Source organism: Streptacidiphilus sp. MAP12-33 (assembly GCF_041261265.1).
Lineage (GTDB): Bacteria > Actinomycetota > Actinomycetes > Streptomycetales > Streptomycetaceae > Streptacidiphilus.
In genome coordinates this window covers 161,056-181,287 of sequence record NZ_JBGCCA010000001.1, presented here as the reverse complement: position 1 = coordinate 181,287, position 20,232 = coordinate 161,056, and the positions used below count along the sequence as shown (strand labels likewise).

General features: G+C 71.8%; 18 protein-coding genes, 1 tRNA gene and 1 riboswitch. Of the genes, 10 read left to right on the top strand and 9 right to left on the bottom strand.

Features of this window, described 5'->3' with window-relative positions:
- Positions 1–265 precede the first annotated feature (265 nt).
- Positions 266–931: a DUF4097 family beta strand repeat-containing protein gene (locus tag ABH931_RS00930; RefSeq protein ID WP_370108836.1), complete on the top strand. Its 666-nt coding sequence runs from the start codon at positions 266–268 to the stop codon at positions 929–931.
- 29 nt (positions 932–960) lie between these two features.
- On the opposite strand, the gene ABH931_RS00925 is transcribed toward ABH931_RS00930, so the two are convergent.
- Complete coding sequence (locus tag ABH931_RS00925; protein WP_370108835.1) at positions 961–1,962, bottom strand: helix-turn-helix domain-containing protein; 1,002 nt, start codon at positions 1,960–1,962, stop codon at positions 961–963.
- 151 nt (positions 1,963–2,113) lie between these two features.
- Here ABH931_RS00925 and ABH931_RS00920 point away from each other — a divergent pair, with 151 nt between their 5' ends.
- Positions 2,114–2,788 carry a hypothetical protein gene (locus tag ABH931_RS00920; protein ID WP_370108834.1) on the top strand — a complete coding sequence of 225 codons (675 nt, stop codon included), beginning with the start codon at positions 2,114–2,116 and terminating at the stop codon, positions 2,786–2,788.
- A 42-nt stretch (positions 2,789–2,830) separates the two neighbouring features.
- Here the strand turns inward: ABH931_RS00920 and ABH931_RS00915 are convergent, their stop codons facing one another.
- From ABH931_RS00915 to ABH931_RS00905, 3 genes are all read right to left on the bottom strand, one after another.
- Entirely contained in the window at positions 2,831–4,306 is a 1,476-nt protein-coding gene (locus ABH931_RS00915; protein WP_370108832.1) for an aminopeptidase P family protein, read from the bottom strand.
- A gap of 391 nt (positions 4,307–4,697) precedes the next feature.
- Positions 4,698–5,978, bottom strand: a complete 1,281-nt coding sequence (locus ABH931_RS00910) for a PP2C family protein-serine/threonine phosphatase (RefSeq protein ID WP_370108830.1) — start codon at positions 5,976–5,978, stop codon at positions 4,698–4,700.
- A gap of 230 nt (positions 5,979–6,208) precedes the next feature.
- Positions 6,209–6,787: a hypothetical protein gene (locus tag ABH931_RS00905; protein ID WP_370108828.1), complete on the bottom strand. Its 579-nt coding sequence runs from the start codon at positions 6,785–6,787 to the stop codon at positions 6,209–6,211.
- A gap of 440 nt (positions 6,788–7,227) precedes the next feature.
- Between ABH931_RS00905 and ABH931_RS00900 the strand changes: the two genes are divergently transcribed.
- The gene (locus tag ABH931_RS00900; protein ID WP_370108827.1) at positions 7,228–7,881 is read left to right on the top strand and encodes a bifunctional DNA primase/polymerase; all 654 of its coding nucleotides are present in this window, start codon (positions 7,228–7,230) and stop codon (positions 7,879–7,881) included.
- 219 nt (positions 7,882–8,100) lie between these two features.
- On the opposite strand, the gene ABH931_RS00895 is transcribed toward ABH931_RS00900, so the two are convergent.
- The 4 genes from ABH931_RS00895 to ABH931_RS00880 all read right to left on the bottom strand — a co-directional run bounded on the left by ABH931_RS00895 (position 8,101) and on the right by ABH931_RS00880 (position 12,351).
- Complete coding sequence (locus ABH931_RS00895) at positions 8,101–9,075, bottom strand: DUF5926 family protein (RefSeq protein WP_370108825.1); 975 nt, start codon at positions 9,073–9,075, stop codon at positions 8,101–8,103.
- A 228-nt stretch (positions 9,076–9,303) separates the two neighbouring features.
- Complete coding sequence (locus tag ABH931_RS00890) at positions 9,304–9,750, bottom strand: ATP-binding protein (protein ID WP_370108823.1); 447 nt, start codon at positions 9,748–9,750, stop codon at positions 9,304–9,306.
- Positions 9,751–10,058: 308 nt separating this feature from the next.
- Positions 10,059–10,895 (bottom strand): glycerophosphodiester phosphodiesterase, encoded by an 837-nt coding sequence (locus ABH931_RS00885; protein ID WP_370108821.1) that lies wholly within the window; start codon positions 10,893–10,895, stop codon positions 10,059–10,061.
- Positions 10,896–10,989: 94 nt separating this feature from the next.
- On the bottom strand, positions 10,990–12,351 hold the full coding sequence (locus ABH931_RS00880; RefSeq protein ID WP_370108819.1) for a cytosine permease: 1,362 nt from the start codon (positions 12,349–12,351) through the stop codon (positions 10,990–10,992).
- A riboswitch (TPP riboswitch) is annotated at positions 12,350–12,477 on the bottom strand. It overlaps the preceding gene by 2 nt.
- Positions 12,478–12,640: 163 nt before the next feature.
- Between ABH931_RS00880 and ABH931_RS00875 the strand changes: the two genes are divergently transcribed.
- The 3 genes from ABH931_RS00875 (at position 12,641) to ABH931_RS00865 (ending at position 15,188) form a co-directional block, all read left to right on the top strand.
- On the top strand, positions 12,641–14,362 hold the full coding sequence (locus ABH931_RS00875; RefSeq protein WP_370108817.1) for a S1C family serine protease: 1,722 nt from the start codon (positions 12,641–12,643) through the stop codon (positions 14,360–14,362).
- Positions 14,363–14,441: 79 nt separating this feature from the next.
- Positions 14,442–14,528: transfer RNA gene (locus ABH931_RS00870), tRNA-Ser, on the top strand.
- Between the two features lie 66 nt (positions 14,529–14,594).
- On the top strand, positions 14,595–15,188 hold the full coding sequence (locus ABH931_RS00865; protein WP_370108816.1) for a cadmium resistance transporter: 594 nt from the start codon (positions 14,595–14,597) through the stop codon (positions 15,186–15,188).
- A 22-nt stretch (positions 15,189–15,210) separates the two neighbouring features.
- Here ABH931_RS00865 and ABH931_RS00860 read toward each other — a convergent pair whose 3' ends face one another.
- On the bottom strand, positions 15,211–15,747 hold the full coding sequence (locus ABH931_RS00860) for a dihydrofolate reductase family protein (protein ID WP_370108814.1): 537 nt from the start codon (positions 15,745–15,747) through the stop codon (positions 15,211–15,213).
- A 446-nt stretch (positions 15,748–16,193) separates the two neighbouring features.
- Between ABH931_RS00860 and ABH931_RS00855 the strand changes: the two genes are divergently transcribed.
- The 4 genes from ABH931_RS00855 to ABH931_RS00840 all read left to right on the top strand — a co-directional run bounded on the left by ABH931_RS00855 (position 16,194) and on the right by ABH931_RS00840 (position 20,223).
- Positions 16,194–16,511 carry a hypothetical protein gene (locus ABH931_RS00855; protein ID WP_370108813.1) on the top strand — a complete coding sequence of 106 codons (318 nt, stop codon included), beginning with the start codon at positions 16,194–16,196 and terminating at the stop codon, positions 16,509–16,511.
- Positions 16,512–16,606: 95 nt separating this feature from the next.
- Entirely contained in the window at positions 16,607–18,007 is a 1,401-nt protein-coding gene (locus ABH931_RS00850) for an OB-fold domain-containing protein (protein WP_370108811.1), read from the top strand.
- On the top strand, positions 18,004–19,188 hold the full coding sequence (locus ABH931_RS00845; RefSeq protein ID WP_370108809.1) for a lipid-transfer protein: 1,185 nt from the start codon (positions 18,004–18,006) through the stop codon (positions 19,186–19,188). Before ABH931_RS00850 ends, ABH931_RS00845 begins: the two co-directional genes overlap by 4 nt.
- Before the next feature lie 42 nt (positions 19,189–19,230).
- A complete protein-coding gene (locus tag ABH931_RS00840) occupies positions 19,231–20,223 on the top strand; it encodes a GNAT family N-acetyltransferase (protein WP_370108807.1) in 993 nt (330 codons plus the stop codon).
- Positions 20,224–20,232: the final 9 nt, after the last annotated feature.

The following is a 20,232-nucleotide window of genomic DNA, read 5'->3' as shown; positions in this document are numbered from 1 at the left end:
CTTCCAGCGCGATCGGGCCCGAACCATCCGGCCACTCCCCGGGGCGGGGGTGGGGACAACCCCACGGCGCATAGCGTTCGTTCTCATCCAATGCAACGCAATGCCTGCCTGTCATTGCGTTAGATTCCATCCAGTTGCAACGAAAAAGCAGCCGTGAGCTGTGGATACGTGGATGGCGTGCAACAAGGCTATTGCCGGATCTCCGAACGCAACGTAGCGTTTCTCATGTCGGAAACACCGGCCAGCGCACTCACCGGAGCCCACCATGCAGAAGTTCGACACCCCCGCCGCGATCACCGCCGTCGTCGAGATCGCCGCCGGACGCATCCAGGTCATCGCCGCCGACCGCACCGACACCCTCGTCGAGGTCCGCCCCGCCGACCCCGGCAAGAACCGCGACGTCAAGGCCGCCGCCAAGGCCACCGTCACCTACCAGGACGGCATCCTCCGCGTCGACGGCGGCCAGCCCGGGAACCAGTACTTCGGCCCCTCCGGCGCCCTGGAGGTCACCGTCCAACTGCCCGCCGGCTCCGCCCTGAAGACCCGCACCGCCAGCAGCGAGGTACGCGGCGTCGGCCGCCTCGGCGACGTCGACGTCGAGGGCGCCTACCGCCACATCAAGATCGACGAAGCCGCCGCCGTCCGCCTCGCCGCCGTCGACGGCGACGTCCACATCGGCCGCCTCAACGGCCCCGCCCAGATCACCACCAACCGCGGCGCCATCACCGTCACCGAAGCCACCACCGGCAACGTCGTCCTGCACACCCACCAGGGCGACATCACCGTCACCACCGCCCCCGGCATCCCCGCCACCCTCGACGCCGGCACCGGCCACGGCCGCGTCGCCAACGCCCTCAAGAACGACGGCACCCCCACCCTCGCCATCCGCGCCACCACCACCATGGGCGACATCACCGCCCGCAGCCTCTGAACGGCCACCGCGACGGCGTGCGACGGAGGCTACGCGGCCCTGCCGAAGGCCCTGCGGTACGCCGTCGGTGTCGTCCGCATCGTGCGGGTGAAGTGGTGGCGGAAGGTGGCGGCGCTGTCGAACCCGACCGCCGTCGCCACCTCCTCGATCGGCGCCGACCCGGCCTCCAACAGCGGCAGACTCGCGGCGATCCGCTGGGCCAGGACCCAGCGGATCGGGCTCGTCCCGTTCCTGCGGGCGAAGTGCCGCAGGTAGGAACGCTCCGACATGCCGGCGACGCGCGCGAGCCGGGGGACGGTCAGCGGCGCGGCCAGACGCTCCAGCGCCCAGGCCATGCTGCGGACCACCCCGTCCTCCTCGTCGCGCAGCGGGCCGACCGCAGCCTCGATGAACTGGGCCTGGCCGCCCTCCCGGTGCGGGGGGACGACGAACCGCCGGGCGACGGTGTTGGCCACCTGCGCGCCGTGGTCCGCGCGCACCAGGTAGAGGCACAGGTCGATGCCGGCCGCGCTGCCCGCGCTCGTCAGCACGTCACCGTTGTCGACGTAGAGGACGTCGGAGTCGACCTCGACCTCGGGGTACTGCGCGGCCAGCAGGTCCGCGTAACGCCAGTGTGTGGTCGCCCGGCGACCCGTCAGGACCCCGGCCGCGGCCAGCGCGAAGGCGCCCGAGCAGATGGAGACCAGGCGTGCGCCGCGTTCGTGCGCGGTGCGCAGCGCCGCGACCAGCGCGGGCGAGACCTCGCCGCCGGCGTGCGGGACGCCGGGGACGATCACGGTGTCGGCGGCGGCGAGCACGTCCAGGCCGTGCTCGGCCTTCAGGCTGAACCCGCCGACGGCCCGCAGATCCCGCCCGGGCTCCTCGGCGCAGACCTTCAGCTCGTACCAGGACAGCTCGCCGAGCTCCGGTCGGGAGAGGCCGAACACCTCGACCACCACGCCCAGTTCGAAGGGCGCCATGCCGTCGAAGGCGAGCACGGCCACGGTGTGCGCGGGCGCGGGAGCCCTGGTCAGGACGAGGTCGACGGCCATGGCTGGAGCTTATCCCGCTGTTACACGATCACGACGGTTCGAACAGAGAGCAGTGACGCCCCCTGCGCTGTAATTGATCTCGCCAGCCGGTCCGGCGGATCGGCGAGAACGGCAAGAAGCCACCACATCACATGCCCTGGGGGGTCCCGTCATGCGCGCTCTGCGTTCGTCCCGTGCTGCCAAGTTCGCCGCCGTCACCGCTGTCGCGCTCGGCCTCGCCGCCGGAGCCACCGGCTCCGCGAACGCCGCGACGCACACCTCCCCGTGGCTGACCGGCGCGCAGATGCCGCAGAGCGGCGCCTTCCACTGGCAGGCGGAGCCGAAGACGCGCCACACCACCACGGCCGAGTTCCAGTGGCTGTTCACCTGCGGCTACGACAAGCGGCCGGCCCACGAGCTGGGCACCAGCTCCATCTCCGTCGAGCAGTTCGCCACGAAGGCGCACCTCGTGCAGGGCTCGCAGGTCCTGTTCCACTTCTCCAGCGCCGCGAAGGCCAAGACCGCGCTCGCCCGGATCGAGTCCGACTACGCGCACTGCGCCAACCTCGTCGACCGCGGTCCGGTGGACTACGACCTCCACAAGCACGTCCACGCGAGCGTCACCCGCACCGCGTGGATCACGCAGGGTGTCTCCTACCGCCTGGAGATCCGCAACGCCGCCGGCCGTCCCGGCAACATCCCGGACCTGCCCTCCGACGCGCAGGAGTTCTTCGTCCAGCGTGGCGACACGATCTCCTTCGTCCAGATCGAGGGCACCAACGCGCACCTGGACGTGGCCACCGGCTCCCTGAACGTCCTCAAGACGATGGCCGCGCGGCTCGGCTGAACCACGCGGCCATGCCGCTAGCGATCGACCCGGTGGCGGGCCTCAGCTCTTGAGGCCCGCCATCCAGCTTTCGACCTCGTCGGCGGTGCGGGGGAGTGCCGCCGAGAGGTTCCGGTTGCCGTCGGCGGTGACCAGGATGTCGTCCTCGATCCGGACGCCGATGCCGCGGTACTCCTGCGGCACGGTCAGGTCGTCGGCCTGGAAGTACAGACCCGGCTCGACCGTGAGCACCATGCCCGGCTCCAGCACGCAGTCGACGTAGGACTCGACGCGCGCGTGCGCGCAGTCGTGGACGTCCAGGCCGAGCATGTGGCCGGTGCCGTGCAGGGTCCAGCGACGCTGCAGGCCGAGCTCCAGTACCCGCTCGACCGGGCCCTCGACCAGGCCCCACTCGACCAGCCGCTCCGCCAGCACCTGCTGCGAGGCCTCGTGGAAGTCGCGGTAACGCGCACCCGGCTTCACGGCCGCGATGCCGGCCTCCTGGGCGTCGTAGACGGCCTGGTAGATTTTCCGCTGGAGCTCGTCGAACTCGCCGCTGATCGGCAGGGTGCGGGTGACGTCGGCGGTGTAGAGCGTCGTTGTCTCCACACCCGCGTCCAGCAGCAGCAGCTCGCCCGGGCGGACCTGGCCGTCGTTGCGGACCCAGTGCAGCGTGGTCGCGTGCGGACCGGCGGCGCAGATGGAGCCGTAGCCGACGTCGTTGCCGTCGACCCGGGCGCGCCGGAAGAAGGTGCCCTCGATCCACCGCTCCGAGGTGGCCACGGCCTGCGCGAGCTCGCGCACGACGTCGGTGAAGCCCTGGGTGGTCGCGTCGCAGGCGGCCTGCAGCTGCGCGACCTCCCACTCGTCCTTGACCAGGCGCAGCTCGCTCAGGAAGACCTTGAGCTCGTCGTCGCCGTGCTTGGTGGTGTGCGGGGCCAGCGCGGCGTCGATCTTCGCGTCGTACCCGCGCACGACGCGGGTGACGGCCGGGTACTCGTCCGCGCGCTCGGCCAGCTCGACCGGGGCGTTGCGCACGTCCTTGGCGGGCAGCCCGAGCAGCGTCTCCGCCTCGGTCAGGCTGTGGCGGCGGCCGACCCACAGCTCCCCCTGGCCGCTGAGCCAGAACTCGCCGTTCTCACGGTCGGAGCGCGGCAGCAGGTAGAGGTACGCGTCGTGGGTGCCGCCGTGCGGCTCCAGCACGAGGATCGCGTCCTCGGTCTGGTCGCCGGTCAGGTGCACGTACTCCGTGGCGGCGCGGAAGCCGTACTCGGTGTCGTTGGACCGGGTCTTCAGGTTTCCGGCCGGGATCACCAGACGCTCGCCGGGGAACCGGGCGGAGAGCGCGGCGCGCCGCTTGGCCGTGTACGCGGACTGCTCGGCGGGAACGAGGTCCCGCAGCTCGGTGTCGGCCCAGCCGGCCTTCATCACGGCGGTCAGCTCGTCGGAGATGGCCGGGTACAGGCCGTTCTTCCGCTGCTTGATCGCCTGCGGCGCGGCCTCTTCGGTCTCCTCGGGCGCGAGGTTCTCCTCGGTCACGCTCTGTCGCCTCCTCGTGGTACGGGGAACGCGCGCACGAATGTCAGGGGTGTCCTGGGTGCGCGGTCCGTACAAGCGTACGGCGCAAGGGGTGGTTCATAACAGTCGTTGGGTAAGTTGCCGTCCCCCAGGCGGCGCAGCCGCCAGGGGTGCGGGCCCTGCCGACATGCGGCTCCTCCCCAGCCTTCGGCCGGGAGGTGCCCCGGGAGGTGCCCCCTGCGTGGGCGCGAGCAACCCACCGCAGGCGGATGGCCCTGTCCGCTCGGGATCCCGAGGTCCGCGGGAGGGGGTCCCCCGGCCGGAGGCCGGGGGATTGTCGCGCACGCAGTTCATCGAGCAGGGCCCCGCGCCCCTGGAGGTGCCTCTGCCTGCGGGAGCGAGGACTCACCCGCTACTCGAATCTGGCCGCCATCAGGACGATGTCGTCGCCGCCCGGGTCCGGGCGGCTGGTGCCGAGGCAGGATTCGAGCAGGTAGTCGCAGAAACGTTCCGGGTCGTGGCGGACGTCCCGCGGCGCCTCCGCCGCGGTCGCGCGCAGGCGGGCCTGGCCGGAGTGGAGGGAGCTGCCGCACCGGCGGGCCAGGCCGTCGGTGTAGAGCAGCAGCAGATCGCCGCGGTCCGCGCGCAGCTCCACGCCGGGCGCCTCCCAGCAGCTCAGCATGCCCAGCGGCGCGCTCAGCGAGGTCTCCACGAACGAGGCCCCGAAGGAGGTGACCAGCAGCGGCGGGCACTGTCCGGCCCCCGCCAGGGAGAGCCGTCGCGGGCCCGGTTCGACGTAGGCGTACAGCGCCGTCGCGGACCTGGCCGCCTCCGTGCTCTTGAGCAGCAGCTCCAGATCGCCGAGCACGGCGACCGGATCCTCGCCCTCCAGCACCGCGTACGCGCGCAGCGCCGCGCGCAGGCGGCCCATCGCGGCCGCGGAGTCGGCGCCGCCGCCGGTGACGCTGCCGACGCTGAGGGCCAGCGCGCCCTCCGGCAGGGTGATCGCGTCGTACCAGTCGCAGCCGCCCGCGCCGTCGAGCCCGGCGGGGACGCAGCGCGCGGCGATCCGCATGCCGGGGATGCGCGGCAGCGCGTTCGGCAGCAGGCCGCGGCGCAGCGCGTCCGCCGTGCGGCGCAGGCGGTCGCGGTCGACCTCCTTGGCCAGGATGCGGGCGGCGGAGGCGCAGTAGAGCCCGGCCAGGCGCTGCTCGCGCTCGCTCGGCTGGGCGGGGGTGTCGTAGAACCAGACCACCGAGCCGAGGTCGGCCAGCGGCTGGGCGTAGGACGCGGCGATGCCGAGCTGGACCGCGACCTCCTGGAAGCGGTCGCCGGTGGGCTCGCCGACGCTCGGGCGCAGGACCTGCGCGGTCGGGACGGTCTCCAGCGCGCCGAGGTCGGCGCGGTCGAGGCCCAGGCCGAGGGTGGTGAACGGGTGGGTGAGCAGCAGCATGCCCCGCCGGGCGCCGACCAGGGCCGCGCTGTCGGCGAGGACTCCGGTGAGGGCGGCGGCCAGGTCGGGCGCGCTGCTGAGCCGGTCCGTCAGGTCGTAGAGGGTGGTCAAATCAGCCAGGGGGTCAGCGGAGCGCTCGCGCATGGCGCAGATCTGCTCGCCGCTGATCGTTTCAGCAGGACTGGAGGGCGCGGGGAGGCCCAGGGCCGCGGGCGGGGTGGTGGTCTGAGGCTCAGCCATGGTCCACACCTGCGAAAACTACAAAGAGTGATGCCGGATTCTTAGTTGATTGTCTGAATTGAATCACTATGCACCCCCATGTCATGCCATAGCGGCAATTAATGAGTCTCTTCTACACACACCGATCGGGTGATGTCCAGAACTGTCAGCTGCCGGGTGGTTGGTGTCTTTGCCCGAATATTTGGCCGAAAAACATCGGTGCGAATGATCGTTTGTCAGAACGAGTTCGGCTACGCGCGGCGATCGCGCAGCGCCCGGGCGACCTGCCGGCGACCGCGCCAGCCACGGGCCGGACGCTCCCTCGGTGCTTCGAGCGCGACCGGTACCACCGTTCGCCCCGCCCGCAGCAGATCGGCCACCACGCCGGGCAGTCCGCCCGCGCCCGCGGCCGGTGGCCACCCCAGCGACCAGGCCGCCTGGCTGAGGCAGTACTCGCCCGTCAGCACGCCGGGCAGGGCCAGACCGGCCCGTCCGAGGCCCCGCCTGGCCAGGCGTGCCGCCGCGTCCCCGCGCGCGGCGGAGACGGCCACCACGGCGTCCGCCGTGCCCGCCGCGACCGGCCCCAGCAGCGTCAGCGCCTCGGTGATCCGCTGCTGCCGGCCCGGGTCGACGAAGAGCAGCGGCAGAGGTGCGTATCCGGCCAGCGCGGACGCGTCGGCGGGCACCTGCGCGCCGCTGTCGGCCGCGACCCGTCGGGTGGAGTCGGTCGAACCGGATTCAACGACCACCACCGCGCGCACCCCCGGCAGGGCGCGCGCGGCCAGCACCGTCAGGGCGATCCGGCCCGCGTCGTTGTGGGCGGGAACCACGACGACGCATTCGGGAGCGCCGTTCCCACTGCCGGTAACGGGAATTGATGCGGAATCAGCCTCGTGGGCCGATGCAGAGTCCGGGGCCATCCCCGGATCGTACGGTTCCAGCGGCGCTACGACACCCCCGCGTCGCTCCCACTAGCAGACCCCTTCGCGTACCGCCGGACGAATACCCCGAACGGAGGAACCATCGTCGCTCACCGTGCGTCATTCCGGACGATGCGTCAGTCTCGTCCCAGAACGTGCTCGCGCGAGCCAACGATGGGTAGAGAACCGGTAGGGGCGGCATCGCCCGGGCCGGAAGGTCCTGGTTGCGGTCGCCATCGCCGCCCCGCGCCGGTCCCGTCGGGTTCTGTGAGCGCGTCGGGCGTGGTGCGCTTCTCGTTGCGCGAGGTCACGTACCGATCCTTGACCGTCACGGAAAGGAACGAGTGCTCATGCGCGGGGTATCAACACTCGTCAGCAAGGTCAGTCGGCACCGCTCCCGGGCGCGACTGCTCGGCGCGGCCAGGATCGCTTCCCAGGGGTGGGACTGGCCGGTGCTGCCCGGCGTCGGTCTCGGGCCGGAGGGCGCGTGCCGCTGCCCCCGTCCGGACTGCCAGATTCCCGGGGTCCATCCGCACGACCCCAAACTGCTCGCCGCGACGACGGACGACCGGATGATCCGCTGGTGGTGGTCGCGCCGTCCGCAGGCGCCGGTCCTGGTCGCCACGGGGGACAAGGTCTGCGCACTGAGCCTGCCCGCCGAGGCCGGCGTCCGGGTCCTCGACTACTTCGACGCACTGCGTGTCCGGACCGGCCCGGTGATCGCGACGCCGACGCGCTACGTGCTGCTGGTGGCGCCCTACTCGTTCCCGGAGCTGGCCGAGCTGCTGGAGGCCCAGGAGTGGGTGCCGACCAGCCTGCGCTACCACGGTCCCGGTGGCTACCTGGTGCTGCCGCCCTCGCGGACCGCGGCCGGGTCGCTTCGCTGGGTCCGCCGTCCGGCATCCGCGCGGCGGGAGCCGTGGCTGCCCGCGGTGGGCGATCTGGTGGAGGCGCTGGTCGCGGCGAGTGTCGCGACGCCGGACGGGGCCTCGCTCGCGCCCTGAGCGGCTTTGCCCACTGGAAGTACCAAGGAAAAGGAAAAGGCCCGGCCGCTGGCGACGGGGGATGCACCAGCGACCGGGCTGTTCAAACCGTAACAAACTCTGGCCCGCAAGCAAATTCCCTTGGGGTGTCGGTTTGTGCGGAATTATCGACTCCACCGGGTGAATGTGACGCAGATCACCTTGTTTGCGGTGGAGTCGACTGCCGAAAGTGAGGCCAATTCAGCTCAGCGTCACCTGGCGGCTGGTGAGCCCCGCACGCGCCTTGCGCTGCTCCGGCGTCAGCGGCTCGGTCACCGCCAGCGCGGCGGCGAGGCGCTCGGCGAACTCCGCCGCCGGCTTCTCGACGTCCGCGGCGGCCAGCTCCTGCGGCAGGTCCCAGACCGGCACGACCAGGCCGTGGGCGCGGAACGAGCCGACCAGCTTGGTGCCCTCGCCGAGGGAGGCCTCGCCGGTCGCGGAGAGGCGCGCCAGCGCGTCGAGCAGGCGCTCCTCCTCGTGCGGCATGACCCAGCGCAGGTGGTTGCGGTCCGGGGCGGCGCACCAGTAGGCCTGCGGCACCGAGTCCAGCTTCGCGGTCGGGATGATCGCCGCGTTGGCCTGCTCCAGCGAGGCGGCGACCTCGCCGGTCGCACCGGCCGCGTCCTCCAGCCAGAACTCGAAGCCGGTCCGCACGTCCGGCTCGAACGTGGCGTCCAGGTCCAGCAGTTCCTGCAGGCGCGGGCCGCCCGGCTCGGGGCGGCGCGGCGGCACCGGGTTGCCCGGCTCGGTCGCCAGCGCCTGGATCAGAGCGTCCGCGAGGTCCCGGCTCAGGTCGCCGGAGGAGGTCTGGGTCTGCAGGCCCAGCAGGACGCTGCCGTCCTGGCGGCGCATGGCCGGCCAGGCCATCGGGAGCACGGTGGCCAGCGTCACCGACGGGACGTCACCCGTTGCGGTGGCAAGCGTCTCCGCGTTGACCGTCAGCGCGACGGTGGCGGCGGGCACCAGCTCGCGCAGGGCGACCCAGTCGCCCTCGCCCGGCAGTCCCTCGAACGGCCGCTGTACCAGCTCCGTCACCGCGTGCGCGGCCTCCCGCCCGTGGCACGCCTTGTAACGGCGCCCGGACCCGCAGGGGCAGGCTTCCCGCGCGCCGACGACGGGCACCGGCCCGTCGGTGACGGCCGCGGCGGTCCGGAGGGGGGCCTTCTTCTTGGCCATGGTGCGTACTCCCGAGGGGACGGAACGTGAAAGCGGGAACGAAGTTCCCTCCGGGAGAGCCTAGAGGTAGTTGCACGGCCCGGGCGGCGCAGCCGCCTCAGGGGCGCGGGGAACCGCGCGAGCAACCACCCGAGGCGGATGGCCCTGCTCGATGAGGACCGTCCGCGCGTGGGTGGCCTGTCGCGCAGAGCCCCGCGCCCCTGAGGCGGTGCGACCGAACAGAGGTGCCTAGCTGGCCGCCGCCGCCGGCGGCTCCTCGCGGCGGGCGTGGCGGGCGCGGACGCGGAGGATCGCCCAGACGGTGACCTCGCCGGTCGCGTCGTCGCGGACGCCCCACTCCGAGGCCAGTTGGCCGACGATCCCCAGCCCGCGGCCGCCCTTCGCCGTCAGGGACGGATTCCCGCGGCGTGGCCGCGTCGGGCCACCGCCGTCCGTCACCTCGACGGTCAGCAGGCCGTCGCTGTGCAACTCCCAGCCCACCAGTACTTCTTCGCGCTCCTGTGCGGTCAGCTCCCGCTCCAGCGGTCTCGCGTGCCGACAGGCGTTGCTCAACAACTCCGACAGGATCAGTACCGCGTCGTCTATGACGGGCTCGGGGACCAGGCGTTCACCGAGATCCTCACGCAGCCTCCGTCGCGCGGCACGCACACTCTCCGGACCATGAGGTACTGCCATGGTCGACGAAGAAGTCGGCACATCATGCGCCACCACCACGGCCACCCCCGGACCTCCTCCTTCGTCTTGCGCCAGGGTGTGAATGCCCGGTGCGGGCAAGTCGAAAACTGAAAACAAGGCAACCCTGCGTGCTTTCCAGGAGCTCGCGGCGGGCGCAAGGAGCGCATTTAACAGCGCGTCACAACCCCGCTACGCTGCGCATTCATTCGACGCCTCGGAATGGTGTTCCAGCCACGATCCAGAGGAATTTCCAGCCATTCCGGACGAATGGATCGGGCCGTTGGCCGGAATGAACCCCACGACTCGGTCTAGCGTCCGAGCTGGTCGAGAACTCGCCGCGGATGGTTGGTGATGATCGCGTCCACGCCCAGCCGCAGGCACAGCTCGACGTCCTCCGGCGCGTCCACCGTCCACACGTGGACCCGGTGGCCGGCCCGGTGCAGGGCGGCGACGTAGCCGGGGTTGGCGCGGATCAGGTCGATACCGGGGCCCGCGATCCGCGCGCCGTGCGGGAGGGAGCCGTCGCGCAGCCAGGGCAGTACGCGCTCCATCAGGAAGACCGTCGGAAGCTCCGGCGCCATCTGCCGCACGCGCTTGAGCGAGAGCTGCGAGAAGCTCATCACCCGCACCGGTGAGGGCTCGTCGCTCCGGCCGTTCGGCAGGAGGTCGAAGCGGCGCAGCAGCTCCATCAGCCGCTTCTCGACCAGGCCCGCGTAGCGGGTGGGGTGCTTGGTCTCGATCGCGAGCTCCACCCGGCGCCCGGCGTCGGCGTGGAGTTCGAGCAGTCGCTCCAGCGTCAGCACCCTGGTGTGCTCGGGCGAGGTCCAGTCGGCCTCCTCGACCTGCGTCGAGCCGTTCGCCTTCCACGCGCCGAAGTCGAGCTCGGACAACTGCGCCAGCTCCAGGGTGGAGACGACGCCGCGCCCGTTCGATGTGCGGTTGACGGTGCGGTCGTGGACGCAGACCAGGTGGCCGTCGGCGGTCAGCCGGACGTCGCACTCGAGACCGTCCGCGCCCTGCTCCACCGCCAGCTGGTAGGCGGCGAGGGTGTGCTCGGCGAAGGTGCCGGAGGCTCCTCGGTGGGCGATGACCGTCGTCCGCGCGCGGTTGGGGACGACGGTCCGGGGGCTGGGCTGGTTGTGCACGCCTCTACCTTATTCGGGTCGCGTGTACGTCAGGTGAACGCGCAGCCCCGTACCGTCCGCGCAGGTCAGGCAGGTCAGGCAGGTCAGGCGCGGGTCAGGCCGCGCGGCGGCGCAGCACCGGGGTCAGCGCCCAGGTGACCCCGCCGGCGACGAGGAAGGAGAAGAGCGAGGCGGAGGTCCACGAGGTGGGGTGGATGTGGGTGAACTTCTGTGCGTCGGCCCAGAAGCTGATCCACCACGCGTACGGCAGCGTCGCCGGGTTGATCAGCTCGTAGAGGACGAAGCCGAGCGCCCAGGGCAGCAGCGTCAGCCAGCGGGTCGGCGCCTGCTCGCTCATGTCCCAGCCGTCACGGCCGCGGCCCAGGAAGAAGTCGACCGCCAGCACGGCGAGCAGCGGCACGAAGAACGCGCCGATCAGACCGAGGAAGGCGTAGTAGATGTCGGTGAACTTGCCGATCTGAAGCGCCGAGCCGGTCACCAGAGCGCCGATGCCCAGGGTGAGCCAGCGGCGGTCGACCTTCGGGAACAGGTTGTGGATCGACATCGCCGTCGAGTAGACGTTCGCGAAGGACTGGTCGGCCTCGCGCAGCACCAGCACCAGGAAGAACAGCCAGCCGGCGGTCAGCCCGGTGAAGGTGGAGAAGATCTTGTTCGCGTCCCCGCCGACCTGCGTCAGGGCGATCGCGCCGACCACGTAGCACCACACCTGCGCCACGGTGTAGCCGGAGAAGGTGCCCCAGAAGGACGCCTTGCCGGTGCGCGAGTGGCGGGTGTAGTCGGCCGCCAGCGGCACGAAGGAGATCGAGACCGCGACCACGTAGTCGGTGGCGCTCAGGAAGCCGTTCCAGTTGCTGCCGCCGGGGTTGTGCACGCCGTGACGGGCCAGCTGGACGGTGAAGTAGAGCATGGAGACGCCGACGGCGATCGCCACGTAGCGGCGCAGCGCCGCGATCGAGCCGAGCGGCCAGATCGTCATCGCGGTGGTGAGCAGCCCGGCCAGGACCACGTAGACCCAGCGCGGGATGCCGCCGTACAGCGCCTGGGCGCCCTGGGTGATCACGATCAGCTCGTAGATGCCCCAGCCGATGCACTGCAGGATGTTCAGCACGGTCGGCAGGTAGGACAGCCGGGTGCCGAAGAGCCCGCGCAGGACGGCCATGGCGGGCGCGCCGGTGCGGGTGCCGATCAGCGCGGCGAGCGCCAGCATTAGGGTGCCGACCACGGTGCCGACGACGATCGCGGTGAGGGAGGCGGCGAGGGCCAGGTTCTGGCCCTGGCCGTTGACCATCACCGTGGCGGCGCTGGAGAACCCGATCAGGCTGACGCCGAGATTGGCCCACAGGGCCGCCTGGTCGCGGAAGCCGAGCGTTCTCGGCGGTGCGGTGTCGAGGACGAGCGGCGCCTCGGCGCGTGCGTCGGCGGACGACGGCTGGGCGTTGTGCAGGGTCGCGGACATGGCCGTGTTCAGAGCTCCCTACGCCGGCATTACCCGGTCAGGTTCAGGCGGTCGGCGACCCTGCCGCGTCAGCGGCTCGTCGCCCTCTCAGCCTGGAATGAGGTCCAAGCTCCCGCGCATATGATGCGTGTGTTCGAGGGCATGGTAAGCCGTCGCGCCGACGTGGCCAAGAGCATCGCCGCAGTTCGGACATCCGAACCAGGTGCTGCGCGCACGGCTGGGACTTACGATGCCCCGACAGCGTGTGCGGAATGCTAGGGGCGTTGGTCCCTCAACAAGGAGGTCGTTCGTGAGCACCGAGCACGAGGGCGGACCCGAGGGGACGCCGTCCCCTGCCCCCGCTGCGGTTCCGGCGGACAGCACGGATCGTCCGGTGGATCAGGCGCCCGCGAGCAGCCCTATTGAGCCCCCGGCCGACCCGGAGCTGGCTGGCTACCCGGCCCCGGCGGCCGAGCCTGCTGACGCCGCCGCCGAGCCTGCCGCGGCCGAGCCCGCGACCGTCGAGCAGACGGCCTTCGCGCCTGCCCCGGCCGCGCCCGCCGCTCCCGCGCCCGCTGCGCCTGCTGCGGCCCCGGTGAGCGACAGCGCGCCGACCCAGCCGCTGCCGCAGCCCCCGGTGCCCCCGTACCAGCCGGAGCCCGCCGCTCCCGCCGCTCCCGCCGCCCTGGCGGCCGATGCCCCGGCTCACGCCCCGGCCCAGCCCGTGACGCCGCCCACGACGCAGCCCTACGGCGCGCCGCCGCTGCCGCCGGTCCCGCCGACGCCGCCCACCTCGGGTGCCGGCGGTGTCTTCGGTGCGGGCGAGCCGCCCTACGGCGGTGGCCCGGCCGTGTCGCCCTCCCCGTACGGCATGTACGGAGCGGGTGTGCCCTACGAGAAGCCGAAGAAGGTCAGCCGTCGCGGCACCTTCATCGCCGTCCTCGCCGCGACCGCGATCCTCGCGGGCGGTCTCGGCGGCGGCATCGGCGCCTGGCTGGAGAGCCGCAACTCCGGCGGCGCGGACGCCAGCACCACCGTCTCCAGCAGCACCGACCCGAAGGCGCTCAGCCGTGCGCCGGGCTCCATCGCCGCGATCGCGCAGAAGGCGCTGCCGAGCGTCGTCACCATCGAGGCGAGCGGCTCCTCGGAGTCGGGCACCGGCACCGGATTCGTCTTCGACACCCAGGGCCACATCCTCACCAACAACCACGTCGTCGCGCCCTCGCTGGGCGGCGGCAAGCTCACGGTGAAGTTCGCCGACGGCTCCAGCTACGGCGCGTCCGTCGTCGGCCGCGCCCAGGGCTACGACGTCGCGGTGATCAAGCTGGACTCCACCCCGAAGGAGCAGCTGGTCCCGCTCCCGCTGGGTGACTCCGACCAGGTCCAGGTGGGCGACACGACCATCGCCATCGGCGCGCCCTTCGGGCTCTCCGGCACGGTGACCTCGGGCATCATCAGCGCCAAGAACCGCCCGGTCGCCTCCGGCGACCAGACCGGCGCGCAGACGTCCTACATGAACGCCCTCCAGACGGACGCCTCGATCAACCCGGGCAACTCCGGCGGACCGCTGATGAACGGCGAGGGCCAGGTCATCGGCATCGACTCGGCGATCCAGTCCACCGGCCAGTCCACCGGTGGCAGCCAGTCCGGCAGCATCGGCCTCGGCTTCGCCATCCCGATCAACCAGGCCAAGTGGGTGGCCCAGCAGCTGATCAAGACCGGCCAGCCGGTCTACCCGATCATCGGCATCCTCCGCGACGACACCTACACCGGTGACGGCGCCCGCATCAACACCTCCTCGGTCCAGGGCACCCCGCCGGTCACTCCGGGTGGTCCCGCCGACAAGGCCGGCCTGAAGCCGGGCGACGTGATCACCTCCCTCGACGGCGTGATCATCGACTCCGGCCCGACCCTGGTCAGCGAGATCTGGGCCCACCACCCGGGCGACAAGGTCACCGTCACCTACACCCGCAATGGGCAGTCCCACACGACCATCCTCACTCTCGGTTCCCGAACCGGTGACAACCAGTAATCACCGCCATCCGCGGCTCAACTCGTGAGAAGATCCCTGCCGTGGACCGTGATCGCATACGATCACCGCGTCCGCGCCAGGAGTCTTGCCCGAGCGGCCTAAGGGAACGGTCTTGAAAACCGTCGTGGCTTCACCGCCACCGTGGGTTCAAATCCCACAGACTCCGCAGTAGATCGGCCCCCGACCAGCGACAACGGTCGGGGGCCGATCGGTTGGAAGAGGTCGGACGCCAATGGCTGTGGGCACGGTCGGGCAAGCGGTCGGGCTGTTCGCCGTCACGAACGTGGACGACATCCTGGTCCTTTCGCTGTTCTTCGCCCGGGGCTCCGGGGAGCCGGGTCTCACCCGTCGGATCATGGTCGGCCAGTACCTGGCGTTCGCGGTGATCCTCGCCGTGTCCGTGGCGGCCGCCCTGGGCGCGTCGTTCCTCCCGAGGACGGCGCTGCCCTACCTCGGGCTGCTGCCGCTCGCCCTGGGGCTCAGGGCCGCACGGCAGTCCTGGCGCCACCGCGCCGCCCCGGGCGAGGCCGCGCCGAGGAGCAGGCAGAGCGGGCCCAGGACGCTGGAGGTCGCCGCGCTCACCCTGGCCAACGGCGGCGACAACATCGGCGTCTACACGCCGGTCCTCGCCACGGCCGGCCCCGGAGGGATCGCCGTCTACGCCGCCGTCTTCCTGGCCCTGGTCGCGGTGTGGTGTCTGGCGGGCAGGTACCTGGCCACCCGCCCGGCCGTCGCGAAGGCGCTGGGACGCTGGGGCGACGTCCTCCACCCCGTCGTCCTCAGCGGTATCGGCCTGTTCGTCCTGATCGACGGTGGCGCGCTGTAGGGTGCCGCCGTCGATCACCCGGCTAGCGCAGAACGCGGTAGTCCAGGAGCAGGTAGCCCGCCGGGGAGGGGCGGCTGCGGAGGAGTTCGAGGCGGAGCGGGGGCAGGTCGTCGAGGAGGCGGCGGCCCGTGCCGGCGATGCCGGGTGCCACCACGAGCTTGAGCTCGTCCACGAGTTCGGCGGCGAGCAGGGCTCGCGCGAGCGAGATACTCGCGTGGACGCCGATCTCGCCACCTGCCCGCTGCCTGAGCGCCCGGACGAAGTCGAGCGGTTCGCCGTCGATCGCCGAGGCGTGGTCCCAGCCGCCGTCGAGGGGCGTCGACGTCGCGACGTACTTGGTGACGTGGTTGATGAACGTCGCGAAGGGCTCGATCGGGCTGCTCGGCCAGAACCGCGCCCACTCGTCGTAGCTGCGGCGGCCGAGGAGGACCGTGTCCTGGGGTTCGATCACCGCGGCGAGGTTGGCGTCCATCGCCTCGTCCCAGTCGGTGAAGAACGTGTCCGGGGCCTCGGCGACCCCGTCGAGCGACAGCAGCATGTAGACGACGATCTTGCGCACGCCTCGTACCTCCGATTGGTGTCGGTGCCCATCATCCGACGGATCGGGGCGGGGGAACTCATCGCCGCGACGCGCGGCGGATTTCCGGTCGGCCCCGCCGGCGGGCGTGGGCCGGGCTGCCCGGACGCCGGGGTCACTGAGCTGTTCGCGCCCCCGCCGGTGGGCCGGTGGGCCGGTGGGGCAGGCTGGGCGTCATGGCAGACTCCCTCCTTCCACCGCCGGCCGACGCCACGCCGCGGCAGATCGCCGACGACTACCTCGACGCGATGGTCGGTCGGGGCTGACCCCGGAAATCCGGGTCCATGCGTGCTCCGCGCCCGATCCACACCAAAGGGCGAAATGGCCCGGCAGCTCTGGCTCTTTGTCGATTCGTTGAGGAATTCTGACTGTGCGACGTCGCAGTCCGCAGCACTCCGAAGTACCGCAGAACCAGCCAGGAGGACCGCATGTCCCGTATCCGTACCGCTCTCGTCGCCGTTCCGCTCGCCGCCGCCGCCCTGCTGATCGGGGCGGGGGCCGCGTCCGCCGACAACGGAGCGTTCGCGGGTGGGGGTTCGAGCAGCAGCACCACCACCAGCTCCGTGACCGACACCGGGACGGGGAACCTCTCCGGCTGGGTGGACGGCAATGCCAACTGGTCGCAGCAGACGGCCAACGGATCCGGCGCGGCCAACCAGAACAACACCTTCGCCCTGAAGGGCAACGCCGGCCAGGTGTTCAGCAACCAGTCCAACAGCAACGTGCGGATCGTGTTCGGCGGATAGCCCGCGTCGGACGGCGCTCACGGCCCCGGGGTGTCCCCCTCGGGGCCGTGGTCGTGTCTTGACACGGCCGGTATATCTGACGCAGTGTCAGATCTGTGAATCTGGAGGCTTACCAGGGACTGCCCTCCACCGTGGCCGGAGTGGGGCCCGATCCCGTCAACGCGCCCATGATCAGGCACTGGTGCGAGGCCATGGGCGACGCCGGCCCGCCGGACGGGATCGCGCCGCCCGCGATGCTTCAGGCGTGGACCATGGGACTGTCCGGTCGCAGCGAGCACTTCGACGCCCTCATGCGGGAGCTGGAGGCCGCTGGATACGCCTCCGTGGTCGCCACCGACTGCGAGCAGGAGTACGCGCGGCCACTGCGAGTCGGTGAGCGGGTGCTGTTCGACTCCGTCATCGAGAGCGTCTCGGTGGAGAAGCACACCGCACTGGGTACCGGCTACTTCATCACCACGCGGATGAACGTGCGCGCCTACGACGAGGCGGCCGGGGAGAAGCCGGGGGAGGCGACCCCGGTCGGGACGCACCGCTTCCGCATCCTGAAGTTCAGGCCCGTCGCCGCGGGCGAACGTCCACAGGCTGTGGACACGAAGCCGCGGCGTCCGAGGCCGGTCGTCAACCGTGACAACGCCGGCTACTGGGAGGGCGTCGCCGCCGGCGAACTGCGGTTCCAGCGCTGCGACGCGTGCCGGACGGCCCGCTTCCCGTGGCTGCCCGGATGCAACGCCTGCGGCAGCGACCGGTGGCACGCCGAGGCCGCGAGCGGGGACGGACAGGTGTACTCCAAGGTCACCGTCCACCACCCGCTCCCACCGGCCTTCGGTACCAAGCCCTATGCCGTCGCGCTCGTCGAACTCGCTGAAGGCGTCCGCGTCGTGGCCAACGTGGCCACCAGGACGCCCGACGAGGTGACCATCGGTATGCCCGTCCGCCTCGGATTCCAGCGCTTCGACGAGGAGTTGGAGCTCCCCGTCTTCCACCCCGCCGGACCGGACCGGCTGCCGCCGCTGCGGATACCGCTCACCCGCACCCTGATCGTGTCCGGGGCCATCGCCTCCCGCGACTACCAGGACGTGCACCACGACGCGGAGCTGGCGCGCGCCAAGGGCGCTCCCGACATCTTCATGAACATCCTCACCACCAACGGCCTCGTCGGCCGCTACGTCACCGACTGGACCGGCCCGGACACACGCATCGAGGCGATCGCGATCCGCCTCGGCGTGCCCGCCTACCCCGGTGACGAGCTCCAGTTCAGCGGCGAGGTGACCGAACGCGGCCCGGACGGGGGGACGGTGCTCGCGATCCGGGGCACCAACCGGCTCGGCGTGCACGTCAGCGGAACGGTGCGGGTGAGCGGGCCGGTGCGGGGGAGTGGACCAGCGCGCGTGAGCGGACCACCGCCCGTGAGCGGACCAGCGCCCGTGAGCGGACCAGCGCCCGTGAGCGGACCAGTGCGGGTGAGCGGATCAGCGAAGGTGAGGAAGCACGGATGAGCCTGCACCGCGCCGACACGCTCGGCGGCCACGCCGCGATCGCCGGGATCGGGGCCACGGAGTTCTCCAAGGACTCCGGCCGCAGCGAGCTGAAGCTGGCCGTCGAGGCCGTCCACGCCGCCCTCGACGACGCCGGGCTGACCCCCGGGGACGTCGACGGGCTGGTCACCTTCACCATGGACACCAGCCCCGAGATCACCGTCGCCCAGGCGGCCGGTATCGGCGAGCTGTCGTTCTTCAGCCGCATCCACTACGGCGGCGGCGCCGCCTGCGCGACGGTGCAGCAGGCCGCGATGGCGGTCGCCACCGGCGTCGCCGAGGTCGTCGTCTGCTACCGGGCCTTCAACGAGCGCTCCGGCCACCGCTTCGGCTCCGGCCTGCAGTCGCGGCAGCCGTCGGCCGAGGGCGTCGCGATGGGCTGGACCATGCCGCCGGGGCTGCTCACCCCCGCCTCCTGGGTCGCCCTGCACGCCGCCCGCTACCTCCACACCTACGGCCTCGGTCCGGACGTGCTCGGCCACGTGGCCGTCGCCGACCGGCGCCACGCGGCCACCAACCCCGCCGCGTACTTCTACGGCCGTCCGATCACCCTCGCCGAGCACGCCGCGTCCCGCTGGATCGTCGAGCCGCTGCGGCTGCTCGACTGCTGCCAGGAGACCGACGGCGGGCAGGCCGTCGTCGTCACCTCCGTCGAGCGCGCCCGTGACCTGAGGCACCGGCCCGCCGTCGTGGCGGCCGCCGCCCAGGGCGCGGGCCGCGCCCAGGAGGCGATGACCAGCTTCTACCGTGACGACCTCACCGGCCTGCCGGAGCTCGGCGTCGTCGCCCGCCAGCTGTGGCGCAGCAGCGGGCTGCGCCCCGGCGACATCGACACGGCGGTGCTCTACGACCACTTCACCCCCTTCGTGCTGATGCAGCTGGAGGAGTTCGGCTTCTGCGGCCGAGGCGAGGCGGCGGCGTTCGCCGCCGACGGCGGCCTGGAACTGGGCGGCCGGCTTCCCGTCAACACCCACGGCGGCCAGCTCGGCGAGGCCTACCTGCACGGCATGAACGGCATCGCGGAGGGCGTACGGCAGTTGCGCGGCAGCAGCGTCAACCAGGTGGCCGGGGCGTCGGCGGTGCTGGTCACGGCCGGGACCGGCGTCCCGACGTCCGGGCTGGTGCTGACCTCCGACGCGTAATTGCGTTGCCCGTCCGGTCGTTCGGTGCGCAGACTCGGGCGTATGAGTGCTGACGGAGCGACGGAGCTCACCTGGCGGCCCCTGGACCGCGCGGACGTGCCGGCCTGGTGCCGCCTCACGGAGGCCGTCGAGGCCGTCGAGCAGGAGGACGAGCACCCCACCGAAGCCGACCTGCTCGGCCATTTCGACGATCCCTACATCGACATGGCGCGCGGCAGCCTCGCCGTCTGGGACGGGGAGCGCATGGTCGGCTACCACTACATGAAGGCCCGCACCGAGGCCGCCCCGGTCCACGAGTTCTGGCAGCTGGGCGACGTGGACCCGGCGTACCGCGGCCGCGGCATCGGCGCACGGCTGCTGGGCTGGGCGGAGGACGCGGCCAGGGTGCTGCACGAGGAGCGGTTCCCCGGGGCCCCGCTGGCCCTGATGGACGGGTGCGTCGTCGGCTCCGCGGCCTCCGAGCGGCTCTTCGCCCAGCTCGGGTACGAGTGCGTGCGCTGGTTCCGCAACATGGTCGTCGACGACCTCGCGGCGACGGTGGCCGCGCTGCCGCAGTCGCCGGTCCCGGACGGCGTGGAGTTCCGTGTCTTCTCCGAGGAGTGCTCAGCGGACGCGCTGGCCGTGCGCAACGAGGCTTTCCAGGACCACTACGACAGCGTGCGGCAGACACCGGAGGGGTGGGCGCACTTCACCGGCGGCCCGGCCTACCGGGCGGGCAACAGCTTCGTCGCCTACGACGCGGCCGAGGGCACGCCGCTGTCGATCGTCCTCGGCGAGGAGTACGCGACGCCGGAGGGACGCGAGCTGTACATCGCCCTCGTCGGCACGACCCGGTCGGGCCGCAAGCGCGGTATCGCCTCCGCGCTGCTGGCCCACGTCCTGCGGGAGGCCCTGGCCGCGGGGTACACCCGCTCCGCCCTGGGCGTCGACGCCGACTCTCCGACGGGGGCCGTCGGTCTCTACGAACGCCTCGGCTACCGCCCGAAGCAGACCTACGCCGCCCAGCGGAAGCTGTTGGGCGCGAAGGCCGATTGAGGGGCGCGG

Bases quoted from the DNA above. Each gene is read 5' to 3' on its own strand.
- ABH931_RS00865 (WP_370108816.1), top strand. From the start codon at position 14,595: ATGGCTGTGGGCACGGTCGGGCAAGCGGTCGGGCTGTTCGCCGTCACG.
- ABH931_RS00925 (WP_370108835.1), bottom strand. From the start codon at position 1,962: ATGGCCGTCGACCTCGTCCTGACCAGGGCTCCCGCGCCCGCGCACACC.
- ABH931_RS00910 (WP_370108830.1), bottom strand. From the start codon at position 5,978: ATGGCTGAGCCTCAGACCACCACCCCGCCCGCGGCCCTGGGCCTCCCC.
- ABH931_RS00890 (WP_370108823.1), bottom strand. From the start codon at position 9,750: ATGGCAGTACCTCATGGTCCGGAGAGTGTGCGTGCCGCGCGACGGAGG.
- ABH931_RS00900 (WP_370108827.1), top strand. From the start codon at position 7,228: ATGCGCGGGGTATCAACACTCGTCAGCAAGGTCAGTCGGCACCGCTCC.
- ABH931_RS00920 (WP_370108834.1), top strand. From the start codon at position 2,114: ATGCGCGCTCTGCGTTCGTCCCGTGCTGCCAAGTTCGCCGCCGTCACC.
- ABH931_RS00895 (WP_370108825.1), bottom strand. From the start codon at position 9,075: ATGGCCAAGAAGAAGGCCCCCCTCCGGACCGCCGCGGCCGTCACCGAC.
- ABH931_RS00880 (WP_370108819.1), bottom strand. From the start codon at position 12,351: ATGTCCGCGACCCTGCACAACGCCCAGCCGTCGTCCGCCGACGCACGC.
- ABH931_RS00930 (WP_370108836.1), top strand. From the start codon at position 266: ATGCAGAAGTTCGACACCCCCGCCGCGATCACCGCCGTCGTCGAGATC.
- ABH931_RS00845 (WP_370108809.1), top strand. From the start codon at position 18,004: ATGAGCCTGCACCGCGCCGACACGCTCGGCGGCCACGCCGCGATCGCC.
- ABH931_RS00855 (WP_370108813.1), top strand. From the start codon at position 16,194: ATGTCCCGTATCCGTACCGCTCTCGTCGCCGTTCCGCTCGCCGCCGCC.
- ABH931_RS00840 (WP_370108807.1), top strand. From the start codon at position 19,231: ATGAGTGCTGACGGAGCGACGGAGCTCACCTGGCGGCCCCTGGACCGC.